Genomic DNA, 14,844 nt, shown 5'->3' with positions numbered 1-14,844 from the left:
TCGACGCGGCTGACATGCGAGCGACAATCATGACGACCTCATTGCCTATCTTCCGCCTCCTCATCATCGCCCTCGCTGCCGGACTGATCCTGACCGGACTGCCATCGCCGTCGCGCGCGCAGAACATCGTCGTCATGGTCAACGGCGACCCGATCACCGATTACGACATCGAGCAGCGCTCCAAGCTCGACCAGCTGACGACGCAGAAGACGCCGCCGCGGCAGGAGGTCATCAACGAGCTGATCGACGACAAGGTGAAGATGAAGGAGGGCAGGAAGTACGGCGTCGATCCCGGTATCTCCGACGTCAACCAATCCTACGAGGGCATGGCGCAGCGCATGCGCATCTCGCCGGAGCAGCTCACCAAGTCGCTCGAAACCAAGGGTGTCCGCCCCGAAACGCTGAAGAGCCGCATGAAGGCCGAGATGGTCTGGACCAGCCTCGTGCGCGGCCGCTTCAAGGAGAAGCTGCTCGTCGGCGAGCGCGACGTCGCCCAGGCCGTGCAGGCCCAGACCGGCGACAAGCTCCAGATCGAAGGCACCGAATACAAGATGCAGCCGATCGTGCTGATCGTGCCGCGCGGCTCCTCCGCGGCGTTCCTGGAGACGCGCAAGAAGGAAGCGGAGACCTACCGCACGCGGGTCGCAAGCTGCGAGGAAGCCAACTCGCTGTTCCGCTCGACGCCGAACGCCACGATCCGCGGTACGATCACCAAGACCACCGCGGAATTGCCCGAGCCGCTGCGCAAGGTGCTCGACGATACCCCGATCGGCCATTTGACCGCGCCCGAGATGACCAAGAACGGCATCGAGATGGTGGCGCTGTGCTCGCGCAAGCCGACCATGATCGACACGCCGAAGAAGCGCGAGGTCCGCGAGAAGATGTATCAGGAGAAGTACGAGAAGACCCAGAAGGCCTATCTCGACGAGCTCCGCAAGGCGGCGATGATCGAATATCGCAACCGCTGATGGCCAACCGCGCAGTCAAACCGCTTCCCCTTGCCCTGACCCTGGGAGAGCCTGCCGGCATCGGCCCCGACATCACGATCGCAGCCTGGCTCCGGCGCCGTGAACTGAACCTGCCCGCCTTCTATCTGCTCGGCGACGAGGCGTTGATCGCGCGGCGCGCCCGAGCGATCGGTGCCGATATCAGGACCGCGGCGGTGACCCCCGGCGAAGCCGTTTCCGCCTTCGCCGATGCCCTCCCCGTGGTCACCACCGGCGAGCGCGCGACCGCCGAGCCCGGCAAGCCCGACGCATCGAGCGCGCCGGCCGCGCTCGCCTCGATCCGGCAGGCGGTCACCGATGTCCGCGAGGGCCGCGCCGGCGCCGTCGTCACCAATCCGATCGCCAAGAGCGTGCTCTATCGCGCCGGCTTCCGTCATCCCGGCCACACCGAATTCCTCGCCGAGCTCGCCGCGGAAGACGGCCGCGTGCCGCAGCCGGTGATGATGCTATGGTCGCCGCGGCTCGCCGTGGTGCCCGTGACCATCCACGTCTCGATCCGCGATGCGCTGGCAGAGCTCACCAGCGCGCTGATCGTCTCGACCGTGCGCATCGTCGCAGCCGAGCTGAAATCGCGCTTCGGCATCGCGCAGCCGCGCATCGCGGTCTCCGGCCTCAATCCGCATGCCGGCGAGGACGGCTCGCTCGGTCACGAGGAGCAGACCATCATCGCTCCCGCGCTCAAGATATTGCGCAGCGAAGGCATCGAGACCAGGGGCCCGCTGCCCGCCGACACCATGTTCCACGAGGCCGCGCGCAGCACCTATGACTGCGCAATCTGCATGTATCACGACCAGGCACTGATCCCGATCAAGACCGTCGCCTTCGAGGACGCCGTCAACGTCACGCTCGGCCTGCCCTTCATCCGCACCTCGCCCGATCACGGCACCGCCTTCGACATCGCCGGCACCGGCAAAGCCAATCCGGCCAGCCTGATCGCGGCCTTGAGGCTGGCCAGCCGCATGGCGGCTTCGCAAAGCTGATGAGCGCGATCGACGACCTCCCGCCGCTTCGCGAGGTCATTCGCCAGCACGCGCTGTCGGCGCGCAAATCGCTTGGCCAGAATTTCCTGCTCGACCTCAATCTCACCGCCCGCATCGCGCGCGCAGCAGCCCCGCTCGAAGACTCCACGATCGTCGAGATCGGCCCCGGACCGGGCGGGCTGACACGTGCGCTGCTCGCGCTCGGCGCGCGGCGCGTCATCGCCATCGAGCATGACGAGCGCGCAATCCCGGCCTTGCAGGATATTTCCGCGCGCTACCCTGGCAGGCTCGAAATCGTGCATGGCGATGCCATGACCTTCGATCCCCGTCCGCTGCTCGATGGCGAACGCGCGAAGATCGTCGCCAACCTGCCCTACAACATCGCGACCCAGCTCCTGATCGGCTGGCTCACCACCGAGCCCTGGCCGCCCTGGTACGACATGATGGTGTTGATGTTTCAGCGCGAGGTCGGCGAGCGCATCGTCGCGCGCGAGGACGAGGAGGCCTATGGCCGGCTCGGCGTGCTCGCCAATTGGCGCTGTGAGACCAGGATCCTGTTCGACATTGCACCGTCCGCCTTCGTGCCGCCGCCGAAGGTCACGTCCTCGGTCGTGCGCCTGGTGCCGCGCGCTGAGCCGCTTGCCTGCGATCGCAAGCTGCTCGAGCAGGTCGCGGCCGCCGCCTTCGGCCAGCGCCGCAAGATGCTGCGCCAGAGCCTGAAATCGCTCGGCGTCGATCCGGCGCGGCTCGCCGCTGCCGCCGGTGTCGATGCGACGCGGCGCGCCGAGACCATTCCCATTTCCGGCTTTGTTGCCATGGCCCGTGAATTGGCGGATATACGAGCCGAAACGTGAAATTGAAATTCCGGAGGAAAGAAATATGGCGTTGATGCGTCGGCAGTCCCTGGTCAAGTTCGATGCGCCCTTGTGCGAGACCATCGTCGACACGCCGAAGCCGAAAGGTGCTGAGGTGTTGGTGCGCATCGAGCGCTGCGGCCTCTGCCATTCCGATCTGCACATCCAGGACGGCTATGCCGATCTCGGCGGCGGCAAGAAGCTCGACACCACGCGCGGCATGACACTGCCCTTCACGCTCGGCCACGAGATCGCCGGCGTTGTCGACGAAGTCGGCCCGGACGTTCCGGCCGGCCTCGTCGGCACCAAGAAAGCCGTCTTCCCCTGGATCGGCTGCGGCCAATGCCGCGACTGCGCCAATGGCGACGAGAATCTCTGCGTCAAGCAGCGCTTCCTCGGCGTCTCCATCGATGGCGGCTTCGCCACCCATGTGCTGGTGCCCGACGCGAAATATCTGCTCGATTACGATCCCCTGCCCGTCAACCAGGCCGCGACCCTGATGTGCTCCGGCGTCACCGCCTACGGCGCGCTCAAGCGCCTGGTCGACCGTCCCCGCCAGCGCAACCTGCTGCTGATCGGCCTCGGCGGCGTCGGCATGATGGGCCTGTCGTTCGCGCAGGCGATGTTCAAGCAACCGATCACGGTCGCCGACCTCTCGCCGGCCGCCCGCGACACCGCGCTGACCAACGGTGCCGCCGTCGCCTACGACCCGTCCGAGCCCGACGTGATCAAGCGCATCCTGAAGGAGACCGAAGGCGGCTTCGACGAGATCGTCGATTTCGCCGGCAACGAGAAGTCGATGGCTTTTGCTGTCGCGGTCGCCGCGCGCGGCGGCAAGATCGTGGTCTCCGGCCTGATGGGCGGCCAGTTCACGCTGCCGATGGTGCAATGGGTCTACAAGCGCATGACCATCGAAGGCTTCATGGTCGGCACGCTCGAGGAGGCCCAGGAGCTGATGGCGCTGGCGCGCGCCGGCAAGATCAAGCCGACGCCGATGCGCGAGGAGCCGATGGGCGACGTCCAGAAATGGATCGACGAGCTTCGCGCCGGCAAGGTGGTCGGCCGCATCGTATTGAAGAACTGACCCATCGCCGCGGCGGGCCCGGCGCAAGTTGCGCCCGCCGCGGAACGCCTGCGGCCTCGCCGCGTTGGCTGCGCATGACCATTCGCTGCACCGTCGAAAGCGCATTCTTCATCGCCTGGAGCTGCCTCGAGCAGAGCGGCGAGCTCGGCCCGCCCGACGAGAGCGCCAACGTCATTCTCGACGCCATCGAAGCTCAGCTCAGGACCGGCGAACGCCGGCAGCTGATGCTCGCCAACAGGGCGATCGACGCCTACCGCGCACACGCGGCGCTGCACCGCTCCTCGTGGGATCGCGCAGCGCGCTTCGGGTGATGATCATCGCCGCCCCTCGGGCCGCCGGCTGAACTGACCGAATCCCCAAGGCCCGCGCGCCAACTTCTCAACCATTGACGCGCCCTTGTGTGCACTTTGGAACCGTCGGTTCCGACACGGAAACGTAGGCTTGGCTCGCGCCGATTCCCGGCCAGCCAAGAGAAGAAACTGTGACCGGTCGGCCCCCGAACGATCTGCTCCGGCAGCTCACCCCTCAGGATTTCGAACTGCTCGCGCCTCACCTCCAGCCGGTCGAATTCACGGCGAGCCACGTCCTGCATCACGCCGGCGACGAGGTTGCGGCGGTGCATTTTCCCTGCGGTCCCGCGCTGGTATCGTTCGCCGTGCCGGTCGAGGACGACCGCGAGGTCGAAAGCCTGCTGGTGGGCCGTGAGGGTGCGGTGGGCTTTTCCGCAGGCCGCGGCCCTTCGCTCGCTTATTCGCGCGTCGTCGTGAAGCTGAGCGGCACCCTGGTCCGGCTGCCGCTGCGCGGGCTCGAGCAGGCGCAGCAGAGATCGGCGACGCTCCAGGAGGTCTTCGCGCGCTACGCCGACTGTCAATTCGCGCAGTTGTTGCAAACCGCGGCCTGCAACGCCGCACATTCGATCGAGCAGCGCGCCGCCAAGTGGATCATCTCCACGCAGGAACGTACCGGCGGGGCCGAAATCCCCCTCACCCACGAGCAGCTCGCCGGCATGCTGGGCGTCTCCCGCAGCTATGCCAGCCGAGTCATTCAGATGTTCAAGGCCAGGCGCATCCTCGCGACCCGCCGCGGCGCCATCCTGATCCTCGACGCCACCGCGCTCGAAGCCAGAGCCTGCTGCTGCAACGATTGGGTGAGGAAGCATTTCGACGAAGTGCTGGGCGCGGCAACGGCTGGCGGCTAGGCCGCGAACGCATAATCTTCGTCGACGTACGACTCTACCCGACAAAGATGCGCCTTGTGGAATCGCAGGAAATGTCGCGATAATGAGCCGCAAGCGCTGATGAGGGGTAATCAATGCCGCATCACTCGGCGCAATGCCGGGTGTCATGAGGCCGAATAGCAAGCCGCACGCTGAACCTCAATCGCCCGCAGATGCAGCGTCGAGGACCGCTTCGAGAAAGATTTCGACGTCCACGCCCGGCAGAGAGGCCATCGTGTTCTTCAGGCGGCCGTCGAGCAACAACATGGCCAACCCATGCACGAGGGCCCAAGACGCAGTTGCTTTCGCGGCCACTTGTAAAGGCTTCATCGGCCTGTCCTCGGCCATGGAAATGACCGCCGTTCGTAACGACTGGCGCGACTGGTCAATTGCCGCCAACAGCGATGGCCTTTTCATGTCCAGCCGTTCGCTGTGGAACATGAGCAAGAACAGCTTCGGGTGAGCTCGCGCGAATACGACATATGCCGATCCCATCGCTCTCAAGCGGTCACCGGCGTTGCCAGATGTCGAATTGACAGCCTCCGCAAGTGCTGCAGCAAATTTTGTGTAGCCGACGGCGGCGAGCTCAGTTAGCAGCCCAGTAAGGTCCCCGAAATGGTTCTTCGGCGCGGTATGCGAAACGCCGACGGTCCGTGCCACTTCGCGCAGCGTCACGGCCTGTAGCCCATCACGCTCAAGAATCTTTTCCGCAGCTAAAAGGACCGCCGATTTGAGATCGCCGTGATGATAGGTGGAACGGCTAACGCGTTTGACCATGCCAATATTTACACTGGAAATATTTCAATTGACAAGCTCCGATGACGGGCCTACGGATATTTCCACTGTAAATATTGGGCCGGTAGCGTGGAAACGGGGTTCTCGTCGATTGCCCTGGCTCGGCTGTAATGACGTTCAATCGCCATATCGAGAGTGCCCGTGTAGGGCGCTCCATCCATTGCTAAAAGGTGAAGTGTCATGCTGGCTGAATTTATCAAGGCAACGATCACCTTCGTGATGTCGAATTACTCGTTGAGCTTCTTTGTGCTCGGACTGATCGTCTCTCTTATTGCGATTGCGCGAGCAGAGCATCCGATTGACCGGCCTCTTGTCGTCGAAAAGCTGCTTGCTTGGTACGTGTTCTTCAGCATCGGTGTCGACAATCTCTATAATTTCGTCATGCACGTCTTCTTCGGCAAGCTGTCCGCCGCTTTCATCGGCTGGGCCGATAGCCCGTTCCAGTTCGAGGTCGGAACCGCAAGCTTGGGCTTCGCGGCAGTTGGATTGCTCGCGGCGTTCCGGAGTTATGATCTTCGCCTCGCCGCCGTGCTCGGCCCCAGCATGTTCACGCTGGGGGCGGCGGTCGGTCATCTCTATCAGATGGTAACCGCGCACAACTTTGCGCCGGGCAACGCCGGGATCATCTTCTGGACTGATATCTTCATTCCGCTGTTTGGATTTGCGCTGCTGCGGTTGAGCTGTCCATACGCGAGCCCGAGAGCGACGCTGGCCACCGCCTGAGCGAACCCGGAGAGCCCTTGAAGAATAGGAACGACGATGGTCGACGGCATCACGCGGCGACACTTCCACCATTTCCTGGCGGCCGGCGCGGCGACAGCGGCTCTGGCGCCGGGGATAAAGCCGGCAATGGCGCTGGAGACGGCGAACATCATCTGGACCTTCGATAATCCGCATCTCACCGGCAACTTCGCTCCAATCGGTCCTGAGATCGATGCGACCGACCTGCCGGTGATCGCAGGCCGGATCCCGCCCGACCTGAGCGGCGCTTACATGCGGAACGGCCCCAACCCGCTCTATAAGCCCAATGCCTTCACCTATCCCATGGACGGCGATGGTATGGTTCACGCGGTCTATTTCGATAACGGCCGGGCACGCTACCGCAATCGTTTCGTGCAGACGCCCAGCTTAGCGGCCGAGCGTCGGGCGGGGCGCGCCATCTACGGCAGCTTCGCGCATCCGATGCAGATTGATCCGAAACTGCTGCATCCCGGCGATCCTCAGGGGCCGTTCAAGAATGGCGCCTTCATCAACATCATTCAGCATGGCGGTCATCTGCTTGCGCTTAATGAGTCGACGACGGGTTTCGAAATTACCCGTGATCTCGACACCATCGGTGAGTGGAAGGCGGGAACTGACAAACCGCTCAGGCTTGGCGCGCACAATCGCCGTCATCCAAAAACCGGCGCGCTGTTCGCGATCAACTATTCGCACGCAGAACCCACCGTTCAGATCCACCAAATCGACGCGTCGGGTACTTTGGTCAACAGCTTTCCGGTCGCGCTCGCTGCGCCGACCATGATCCACGATTTCGTGCTGACCGAACGCTATATTGTGCTGCTGGTCTGTCCGGCCGTGTTCGACAGCGCAGCTGCACAGCAAGGACAATCGTTCCTGCAATGGCGGCCGGCCATGGGTACGCGCATCGGCCTGATCGCGCTCGACGGCAGCACGACCCGATGGCTCGACGCCGATCCGTTCTTCGTCTTCCATTTCGCCAACGCCTTCGAGCGCGGCGGCAACATCTTCATCGACTACGTGAAGCATGAAAGCCTCGCCCTCGGCTACGCCCAGCAGACCCAGAAATCGCCGACGCTGCACCGGATGATGATCGACCTTGCAACCGGCAAGGTCGGCGATGCTCAGGTGGCAGGCATGGTCACCGAATTCCCGCGCGTCAACGATGCGCTCGATTCGCTGCCGACGCGCTTCGTCTACCTGCCGACGCTGACGGACACATTGCTGCTGTCAAAGCCGCCCTCAGCTACCTTCAATACCATGATGAAGGTGAACGCCGAGACCGGCGATGTCGTCCGCCACGACTTTGGCAACAAGATCGCAGGCGAAGCCGTCTTCATTCCGCGCGGCACGAATGGCGAAGACGACGGCTATCTCGCAGTTTATGCCTTCGATCAGGAGCAACAGACCAGCGATCTCGTGTTGCTCGACGCGGCGCGTGTCGACGCCGACCCGGTTGCAGTGATCCGGCTGCCCCAACGTGTACCACAAGGCCTGCACGGAAACTGGATTCCGAAGAATTAAGGCCTGTTCTGGCTGCAAACTAAGCCGATACGATATTCGGGCCAATATTGATATGAATGAACTGAAGGATGACAAATGACACCTGCTCAGGAGAATACAGCGAAGTCCTGCTTGCTCGGTGCTGAAAACAATACCATGACGTTTCCTGAAATCGTTCAGGCGCTTACTCGCGAAGGCTTTGAGAGCTACACGATCGATTTTCGTCGAGGCCGCGCAATCTACTATCTTCCCGACGGTCAAAGCGTCGAATATCCCACTCGCTCTACGCTTTCGGTTGCCAAGGATTTCGACGCGGGCGCCATACAGGCGGCCATCCGAGAGGCTCAGCAATTGGTGGCTGGCTACACTTACGATGGATTCTGCGAGAAAGTAGCAAAGGCTGGCTGTTCAGGGTACGTCGTGTCATTCGCGGGTAGGCGGGCGGTCTATATGGGACGGACGGCGGAAACGCACCTCGAACACTTTCCTTCCTGAGGTCCGCTCCAGATCGCTTTCGCCGGATTGTCGTTCAGCCCCTATCTCTATCGTGCTCGCAACCAGGTCGAGCGGGTTCTTCAACACGATCAAACAATGTCGTCGGGTGGCAACGCGCTACGATTGGCTCGCCGCCAACTACCTCGCATTCGTTCAACTCGCGTCAATCAGGCTATGGCTGCGCCCTAATGAGTCCACGTCCTAGCGCCCGAAGGCCTCACGCCTGGGGCGGCGACTGGCGCTTCAGATGCAGATAGACCGGGTTGAAATCGCCGAGCCGCTGCAGCTCGCGCCATTTCAGGACGATGAGCTCCCCGTCGCGCAGATCCATCGCGCCGCTCCGCCTGAGGTCGGCAAGCGTCCGGTTCACCGTCGCGATCGCCATGCCCAGCGTCTCGCCGAGCTGCGCCAGGCTGATCGGCACGCGGAAGCGATTGCCGCGGACGAGCTGCGAAGTGCGGGCGCGGTAGAACAGCTCGCAGAACAGATGCGCCATACGCGCCTGCATCGGCCGGGCGCTGTTGTTGGTGATGGCCTCGCGAAAGATCGCGGCATCGCGCAGCGTCTCGCGCCAGACGGAGTGCGCGAATGTGGGGCGGCGCCGGAAAGCCCTGAACAATTCGCGATGCGGGATGAAGGCCACCGTGGCCGGTCCCAGCGCGCTCAATCCGTGATCCATCTGGTCAATGAACAGAGCCTGGGAGTCCGGCAGGTCGCCGGTCAGGTGGAAGGACAGGTATTGCCGCCCCCCGGTGCCGAGAAGATGGTAGCGCGCGACCATGCCTGAAACGACGAGCGCCGAGTGTTCCGGCTCATCGCCCTGACGGATGAAATCCTCATTCGGCTCGAAATCGCGCAGCGTGAAGGTGAGCCCGCGGATCTCGGCAAGATCCTCCGGCTCAAGCGAGGTGTGCTCGGAAAGGTTCCGGATCAGCACGTCGTGAGCTTTGTCCATGGCACCACCAAAAATCGCGCCGACGCTATCAAATGATACGTCGACCCCGGGTTCAGCGCACTAGAACGCGCAACGGAGGCACAGGTTGCTAACCGGCTGACGGCCTGACCGGGTCGCGTTCAACCTTTCGTCCCTACGAACCGAGTCCCGGAATGAGCCCCGCAACGATTTTGGACCGCATCCGCGATCTGTTCGCATCCGATCCGGGCGCGCACCTCGACTGCATCAGCGATGCCTTCGAGAAGGGCACGCTGACGGAGCCGGCCCGGCCGATGTCCGATCAGGAACTCGCCCGCGCCATCCGCGAGTTCCGCTCTGCGCCGGTCTCCGACTGGAGCCTTGCAAAGCTCTCGCGGCGCTTCGTCGAAGCATCAACGCCGCGAGACGACTGAAATACACCGCGAGTTTCATGCCGCATCCGAAGTTCATAGCGCGTCTCCAGACCGTTGACGGCCTGTCCGAGGACGAACTCCGGCAGATCGCGGGCCTGCCCTCCACGCTGCGTCAGGTCGCGGACGGCGAGATCGTGCTGCGCCAGGGCGAGGCCGCCTCGCGCAGCGTCTTCGTCGTCAGCGGCTTCCTCTACCAGGCCCGCATCGTCGGCGACCGCAGCCAGATCCTGGCGTTCCACGTTCCCGGCGACATGCCCTGCCTGCACACGCTGCTGGTCTCGCCGATGGATGCGGACCTCGTCGGCCTCGGCCCGACCATCGTGGGCTACGTCGGGCACAGCCAGCTCCGCCAATTGCTCGACGGCTCCCTCCATTTGACCCGCGCTTTCTGGCGCGAGACCCTGATCGATGCGGCTATCTCGCGACAATGGATCGCCCGCCTCGGCGCGCAGACGGCCCTGCCGAAGGTCGCGCACCTCATCTGCGAGCTCGCAGCGCGGCTGGATATCGTCGGCCTTCTCAAGGACGCCTGCTTCCAGATGCCGATGACGCAGCGCCACGTGGCCGATGCCTGCGGCCTGTCGATCGTGCACGTCAACCGCACCATCCAGGAACTGCGGCATCGCCGATTGATCGCATGGGAGGGCAGCGAGATCGAGCTGCTGCAGCCTGAGGAGTTGCGCAGGCTCGCCGATTTCACCCCCGACTATCTGGCCTGAGCGCGGTGGATGGATGAGCGGAGCGCTACCCGACGCGTCACGATCGCAGCCGTGCCGTCCGCCATGATGCGAGCAGCGGACGATCTCTCGATCGATGCCTTGCACCTTCCACGCTACGGCGTGAGGATGTCCAGCCTGTCCCACGACGAAAAGCGTTGCCTCGAAGCATCGAAGCCCTACGTCGAGGGGCGAAGGACTGGAACCAGGGAACGCGGGGTCTCGACGACAGCTGAGACCCGCCCGCGGATATCTATCTCACCGAGAACGGCGCCTGATAAGGCCGGCCGAACGGCACGCCGTTGATGACGGTCTGGATCGGCTTGAGCTGGGCCTTGCCGTCCCTCTTGTTGTTGCGGGTGTCGACGAAGCTGACCGGCCCTTCCACCAGCTCCATGATGGCGACGTCGCCGGGCGCTCCGACTTGCAGCGTGCCGATCTTCGGCGCGCGGTTGATGATTTTCGCCGGCGCCGCGGTGGCCATCGCGACCACCTGCTCCAGCGTGAAGCCCAGCGTCATGAACTTGCTCATCACGTTGGGCAGGAACGGAATCCCCGGCGAATTGCCGGAGAAGACGTGGATGTCGGAGGAGATCGTGTCGGGCGTGCATCCGCCGGGGATCGCGATTTCCGCCACGGTGAAATCGAAACTGCCGCCGCCATGACCGACGTCGAACATGACGCCACGCTGCTTGGCCGCCAGGGCTGCAGGCAGCAGCTTGCCCTCTTGCACGATATTGGTGAAGACGTTGGACATGTTCGGTGCGCCCGAATAGGCGTGCGTCAACACGTCGCCGGGGCGCAGCAAATCGAGGATCTGCGACATCAGCTCCTTGGACTCGACGCCGCCGATATGCACCATCATCTTCGCCGGCCAGCCGCACATCTCGCAAGCCTGGATGCCGCGCTTCAGCGGCTCGAGCCCGTGCTTGTAGATCACGTTCTCCGACATCCGCACTTTGACGCCGAGCAGGAAATCGGCGTTCTCGGCGAGCGCCATCGCGCAGGCTTCGGTCTGTGCGACGTCGATATTGTACAGCTCGGCGGCCGGGAATGCCGACAGGCCGTTATTGGCGATATGGACGAAGGCATACATCCGCGCGCGCGTCTGGGCCACGATGAACCGGCGCAACGCCGCCAGATTGTTGACCCCGGCGTCGCCCGCGGAGACGACGGTCGTCGTGGCCTGGAATTGCACCAGCTCGTCGGCGGGAATGCCGATCGCCGAGCCGTAGGGATAGACGTGAGAATGCAGATCGATGAGACCGGGCATCACGAGCTTGCCTGACGCGTCGATGCTCTTCAGCGCGCGCTCGGCGGGGATCGCCTCCTGCACCGTTTCGATCACGCCCCAGCGGATGCCGATATCGCGTCTGGCGCGCAGCGACTGGCTGGGGTCGAGCACCTCGCCGCCCCGGATGACCAGATCGTACTTGTCGTTCGGCCCCATTGCGGCTCGCGCGGGCGCGGCGAGTCCGACAACTGCGGCTGACGTCGAAAGTGCCAGAAAATCGCGGCGTGACAACACGGACATGATAGTCCCCCCTTGCGCTTTTGTTCTTGGCTAGGCCCGCTTCGACGAGCGGATGCGCTTCCGGCGCCAACGTCCGAGATCGGAATGAACGGGATTGGAATTGCAGCATCTTCGCGCGGATGATCCAATCCTATGACCGTACGCGGGCCCTGAGGAGCCGCGAAATTTTCTGAAATAGCGTGAACCTTGCTCGACGAGCGCCGACTAAGCGAGCACGTCCCCAGAGGTCCGTTTGGGTCATTCGCGCGATGGGGCGCGTTTCCGCTATGCAGCATCGCAAACAGAACTGACGGCGGCTTCGGAGAGGCGTCGGGCAAAACACCCGTCAAGCCCTCGCGTCAAAAATATTCCACTTTCCCGAATTTCGGATTTGTGGCACAGAGGCGCCATCCCGGCCCTACCAAAGGGGCGCTTCGCGATCGTCACGAGATGCGGGCCGGGGTGCGGTGGACGCGGCAGCGCCGGCGCGGATGCGTGATGACAGGGCGGGCAACCGTGAGTCCTCAGGCGACGCGATACGACACGGCGCAGTCATAGCGGTCTTGTCGAGACCTGAGGGCGAGCACACGCAAGCCTTCGGGGATTTCGACGGGGCCGTCCGCGGACGGAGAAGTCGTGTGGTCCTGACGCCCGGGTTCTGGCGTCAAGGCTTGCGGTGATGCGGCGGCCCGACCGGGCACGTGCATCAGCCATCCGCAAGGCGACGGGGGCAATAGTGCATCGCTCCCCGGGGAGAGCACGAAGGACACCGTTAAAACCAGCCGCGCAGGGAAGGCCGGGCGACCGGCAACACCTGTGGTCCACCCCGTGTGCATTTCTGTTGCGCACGGATTGCGGGTGCCGCCGGCGCCCGGCCTTCCCTGCGCCCTTTGGTCTTTCAAAGAGCGCGAAACGACCTGCAGAGCTCGGGCGAAACGCGCCGCGGGAATGCGAGCGCGCGTCTGCAAGTTGAATTGAAAGTTGGACAGCACCGACTGTGCACCTTGCTCCGTCATTGCGAGCGCAGCGAAGCAATCCAGACTGCCTCCGCGGAAAGTCTGGATTGCTTCGTCGCAAGAGCTCTTCGCAATGATGACTTGGAGAGCGAGCGTCACGCCCCGCTCTCGTGCCCCGGACGCAACGCAACGCATGCGTGTTGCGGCTTGTCCGGGACACGAGCCTGGCCCACTTTTCGGCGGCTCGGCGGGCTGATACACTCATGCCATTATTTTGGGGAATTTGGATGCGCGCGAGGATTTTCGATCGCGTTTTGGGGCTGGCGGCGCTGGCCTTGCTGGTCGTCACCGCACACCCGGCATCGGCCGAGAAGCGCATCGCGCTGGTGGTCGGCAACTCCGCTTACAAGAACATCACGCCGCTGGACAATCCCTCCAAGGATGCGAGCCTGATGGCGGAGACGCTGGGCCTGCTCGGCTTCACGCTGGTGGGCGGACGCGCCCAGCTCGATCTCGACAAGGGCGCGATGGACATCGCGGTGCAGAACTTCGGCCGCCAGGTCCAGGGCGCCGACGTCGCGCTGTTCTACTACGCCGGCCACGGCGTGCAGGTCGCCGGCTCCAACTATCTCGTGCCCGTCGGCGCCAATCCGACGCGCGAGGCCGACGTCGATTTCCAGATGACCGACGTCAACCTCGTGCTGCGCCAGATGCAGGGCTCGGGCACGCGGCTCAATCTCGTGATCCTGGACGCCTGCCGCAACAATCCGTTCGGCTCGCGCGGCTTGCGCGCCTCGGACGGCGGCCTTGCGCAGATGCGCGCGCCCGAGGGCACGCTGATCTCCTACGCGACGCAGCCCGGCAATGTCGCACAGGACGGCAGCGATGGTCACAGCCCCTATACGAAGGCGCTGGCGACGACGGTCCGGACCGCGGGCCTCGACGTGTTCCAGACCTTCAACCAGGTCGGCCTCGCCGTGAAGCGCGCCACCGCGGGCGCGCAGCAGCCCTGGGTGTCGTCCTCGCCGATCGACGGCACCTTCTATTTCGTCGCTCCGACCGAAACTGCCCCGCCGAAAATCGCGGCGATGCAGCCCGATCCCCTGCCGGCGGAGCGCCTGCGCGCGGATCCCGACCGCGTGCCCTTGCGCGATGCCGCCCTGCTCAGTGAGCTCAGCGAGCGGCTCTACGAGCTCAATTTCGACCCTGATACGCCCGACGGCCTGACGCGCGCCGTCACCAAGCTCCAGCAGCGGATCTCGATGACGCCGACGGGTGAAGCCACCGAAGGCCTGCTGCTGCGCATGCGCAAGATGGAGGATCTCAAGCCCTGGGGCTCGATCGTCTACGGGCCGGACAACAGCAAATGGGGCATCTCGTGGAACCACGCCTCGCGGCGCGCGGCGGTCGCCGATGCGCGCGGCAATTGTGCCGGCGCTAAATGCCCGATCGAGCTGTCCTTCTACGGGCGAAGCTGCGGCGCGTTTGCGATCTCCGACAAATCCTGGTCGCTGGTCCAGCGCGAGGGCGTACAGCGCGCCAGGGATGCCGCGCTTGACGAATGCGGCAAGGCTGGCAAAGCTTGCCGCATTATCGGATCCGTCTGCGCCGACGGCTCTGGCCGCTGATACCGTTTTGAA

At 63.9% G+C, this 14,844-nt stretch carries 15 protein-coding genes and 1 pseudogene; 13 read left to right on the top strand and 3 right to left on the bottom strand.

From position 1 onward, the window contains the following. Positions 1-29 precede the first annotated feature (29 nt). From CIT39_RS15305 to CIT39_RS15280, 6 genes are all read left to right on the top strand, one after another. Positions 30-968: a peptidylprolyl isomerase gene (locus tag CIT39_RS15305; protein WP_162308512.1), complete on the top strand. Its 939-nt coding sequence runs from the start codon at positions 30-32 to the stop codon at positions 966-968. Next, positions 968-1,987 carry a 4-hydroxythreonine-4-phosphate dehydrogenase PdxA gene (pdxA, locus tag CIT39_RS15300; protein ID WP_094974507.1) on the top strand — a complete coding sequence of 340 codons (1,020 nt, stop codon included), beginning with the start codon at positions 968-970 and terminating at the stop codon, positions 1,985-1,987. The genes CIT39_RS15305 and pdxA overlap by 1 nt, the downstream gene beginning before the upstream one ends. Beyond that, positions 1,987-2,841 (top strand): 16S rRNA (adenine(1518)-N(6)/adenine(1519)-N(6))-dimethyltransferase RsmA, encoded by an 855-nt coding sequence (gene rsmA, locus CIT39_RS15295; protein WP_094974508.1) that lies wholly within the window; start codon positions 1,987-1,989, stop codon positions 2,839-2,841. The genes pdxA and rsmA overlap by 1 nt, the downstream gene beginning before the upstream one ends. A gap of 25 nt (positions 2,842-2,866) precedes the next feature. Then, entirely contained in the window at positions 2,867-3,925 is a 1,059-nt protein-coding gene (locus CIT39_RS15290) for an alcohol dehydrogenase (RefSeq protein ID WP_094974509.1), read from the top strand. A 74-nt stretch (positions 3,926-3,999) separates the two neighbouring features. After that, positions 4,000-4,236, top strand: a complete 237-nt coding sequence (locus CIT39_RS15285) for a hypothetical protein (protein WP_094974510.1) — start codon at positions 4,000-4,002, stop codon at positions 4,234-4,236. A gap of 170 nt (positions 4,237-4,406) precedes the next feature. Then, a complete protein-coding gene (locus tag CIT39_RS15280) occupies positions 4,407-5,123 on the top strand; it encodes a Crp/Fnr family transcriptional regulator (RefSeq protein ID WP_094974511.1) in 717 nt (238 codons plus the stop codon). A gap of 177 nt (positions 5,124-5,300) precedes the next feature. On the opposite strand, the gene CIT39_RS15275 is transcribed toward CIT39_RS15280, so the two are convergent. Next, entirely contained in the window at positions 5,301-5,918 is a 618-nt protein-coding gene (locus CIT39_RS15275) for a TetR/AcrR family transcriptional regulator (protein ID WP_094974512.1), read from the bottom strand. Positions 5,919-6,116: 198 nt separating this feature from the next. Here CIT39_RS15275 and CIT39_RS15270 point away from each other — a divergent pair, with 198 nt between their 5' ends. The 4 genes and pseudogenes from CIT39_RS15270 to CIT39_RS15255 form a co-directional block, all read left to right on the top strand. After that, positions 6,117-6,659: a DUF6790 family protein gene (locus CIT39_RS15270; protein ID WP_162848644.1), complete on the top strand. Its 543-nt coding sequence runs from the start codon at positions 6,117-6,119 to the stop codon at positions 6,657-6,659. 36 nt (positions 6,660-6,695) lie between these two features. Then, positions 6,696-8,198, top strand: coding sequence for a carotenoid oxygenase family protein (locus tag CIT39_RS15265; protein ID WP_094974513.1), 1,503 nt, complete (start codon positions 6,696-6,698; stop codon positions 8,196-8,198). 75 nt (positions 8,199-8,273) lie between these two features. Beyond that, complete coding sequence (locus tag CIT39_RS15260) at positions 8,274-8,672, top strand: DUF1398 domain-containing protein (RefSeq protein WP_094974514.1); 399 nt, start codon at positions 8,274-8,276, stop codon at positions 8,670-8,672. A 45-nt stretch (positions 8,673-8,717) separates the two neighbouring features. Beyond that, positions 8,718-8,877, top strand: a pseudogene (locus tag CIT39_RS15255) (IS5/IS1182 family transposase); the annotation flags it as partial. 12 nt (positions 8,878-8,889) lie between these two features. Here the strand turns inward: CIT39_RS15255 and CIT39_RS15250 are convergent. Then, positions 8,890-9,627, bottom strand: coding sequence for a Crp/Fnr family transcriptional regulator (locus tag CIT39_RS15250; protein ID WP_094974515.1), 738 nt, complete (start codon positions 9,625-9,627; stop codon positions 8,890-8,892). A 152-nt stretch (positions 9,628-9,779) separates the two neighbouring features. Here CIT39_RS15250 and CIT39_RS15245 point away from each other — a divergent pair, with 152 nt between their 5' ends. Together CIT39_RS15245 and CIT39_RS15240 are read left to right on the top strand one after the other, a co-directional pair. Next, positions 9,780-10,019 carry a hypothetical protein gene (locus CIT39_RS15245; RefSeq protein ID WP_094974516.1) on the top strand — a complete coding sequence of 80 codons (240 nt, stop codon included), beginning with the start codon at positions 9,780-9,782 and terminating at the stop codon, positions 10,017-10,019. Positions 10,020-10,036: 17 nt separating this feature from the next. Then, positions 10,037-10,738: a Crp/Fnr family transcriptional regulator gene (locus tag CIT39_RS15240; RefSeq protein WP_094974517.1), complete on the top strand. Its 702-nt coding sequence runs from the start codon at positions 10,037-10,039 to the stop codon at positions 10,736-10,738. 250 nt (positions 10,739-10,988) lie between these two features. Here the strand turns inward: CIT39_RS15240 and CIT39_RS15235 are convergent, their stop codons facing one another. Further along, positions 10,989-12,269 (bottom strand): amidohydrolase family protein, encoded by a 1,281-nt coding sequence (locus tag CIT39_RS15235; protein ID WP_094974518.1) that lies wholly within the window; start codon positions 12,267-12,269, stop codon positions 10,989-10,991. Between the two features lie 1,222 nt (positions 12,270-13,491). Here CIT39_RS15235 and CIT39_RS15230 point away from each other — a divergent pair. Next, a complete protein-coding gene (locus CIT39_RS15230) occupies positions 13,492-14,832 on the top strand; it encodes a caspase family protein (RefSeq protein ID WP_094974519.1) in 1,341 nt (446 codons plus the stop codon). Positions 14,833-14,844 lie beyond the last annotated feature (12 nt).

Source organism: Bradyrhizobium symbiodeficiens (genome assembly GCF_002266465.3).
GTDB classification, from domain to species: Bacteria; Pseudomonadota; Alphaproteobacteria; order Rhizobiales; family Xanthobacteraceae; genus Bradyrhizobium; species Bradyrhizobium symbiodeficiens.
Note: the sequence above shows the minus strand (reverse complement) of the source record. Positions and strands in the feature narration are given on the sequence as shown.

What these genes read in the sequence shown, in the direction of transcription:
- CIT39_RS15305 (WP_162308512.1), top strand. Translation starts at nt 30, where the DNA reads ATGACGACCTCATTGCCTATCTTCCGCCTCCTCATCATCGCCCTCGCT.
- pdxA (WP_094974507.1), top strand. Translation starts at nt 968, where the DNA reads ATGGCCAACCGCGCAGTCAAACCGCTTCCCCTTGCCCTGACCCTGGGA.
- rsmA (WP_094974508.1), top strand. Translation starts at nt 1,987, where the DNA reads ATGAGCGCGATCGACGACCTCCCGCCGCTTCGCGAGGTCATTCGCCAG.
- CIT39_RS15290 (WP_094974509.1), top strand. Translation starts at nt 2,867, where the DNA reads ATGGCGTTGATGCGTCGGCAGTCCCTGGTCAAGTTCGATGCGCCCTTG.
- CIT39_RS15285 (WP_094974510.1), top strand. Translation starts at nt 4,000, where the DNA reads ATGACCATTCGCTGCACCGTCGAAAGCGCATTCTTCATCGCCTGGAGC.
- CIT39_RS15275 (WP_094974512.1), bottom strand. Translation starts at nt 5,918, where the DNA reads ATGGTCAAACGCGTTAGCCGTTCCACCTATCATCACGGCGATCTCAAA.
- CIT39_RS15270 (WP_162848644.1), top strand. Translation starts at nt 6,117, where the DNA reads ATGCTGGCTGAATTTATCAAGGCAACGATCACCTTCGTGATGTCGAAT.
- CIT39_RS15265 (WP_094974513.1), top strand. Translation starts at nt 6,696, where the DNA reads ATGGTCGACGGCATCACGCGGCGACACTTCCACCATTTCCTGGCGGCC.
- CIT39_RS15260 (WP_094974514.1), top strand. Translation starts at nt 8,274, where the DNA reads ATGACACCTGCTCAGGAGAATACAGCGAAGTCCTGCTTGCTCGGTGCT.
- CIT39_RS15250 (WP_094974515.1), bottom strand. Translation starts at nt 9,627, where the DNA reads ATGGACAAAGCTCACGACGTGCTGATCCGGAACCTTTCCGAGCACACC.
- CIT39_RS15245 (WP_094974516.1), top strand. Translation starts at nt 9,780, where the DNA reads ATGAGCCCCGCAACGATTTTGGACCGCATCCGCGATCTGTTCGCATCC.
- CIT39_RS15240 (WP_094974517.1), top strand. Translation starts at nt 10,037, where the DNA reads ATGCCGCATCCGAAGTTCATAGCGCGTCTCCAGACCGTTGACGGCCTG.
- CIT39_RS15235 (WP_094974518.1), bottom strand. Translation starts at nt 12,269, where the DNA reads ATGTCCGTGTTGTCACGCCGCGATTTTCTGGCACTTTCGACGTCAGCC.
- CIT39_RS15230 (WP_094974519.1), top strand. Translation starts at nt 13,492, where the DNA reads ATGCGCGCGAGGATTTTCGATCGCGTTTTGGGGCTGGCGGCGCTGGCC.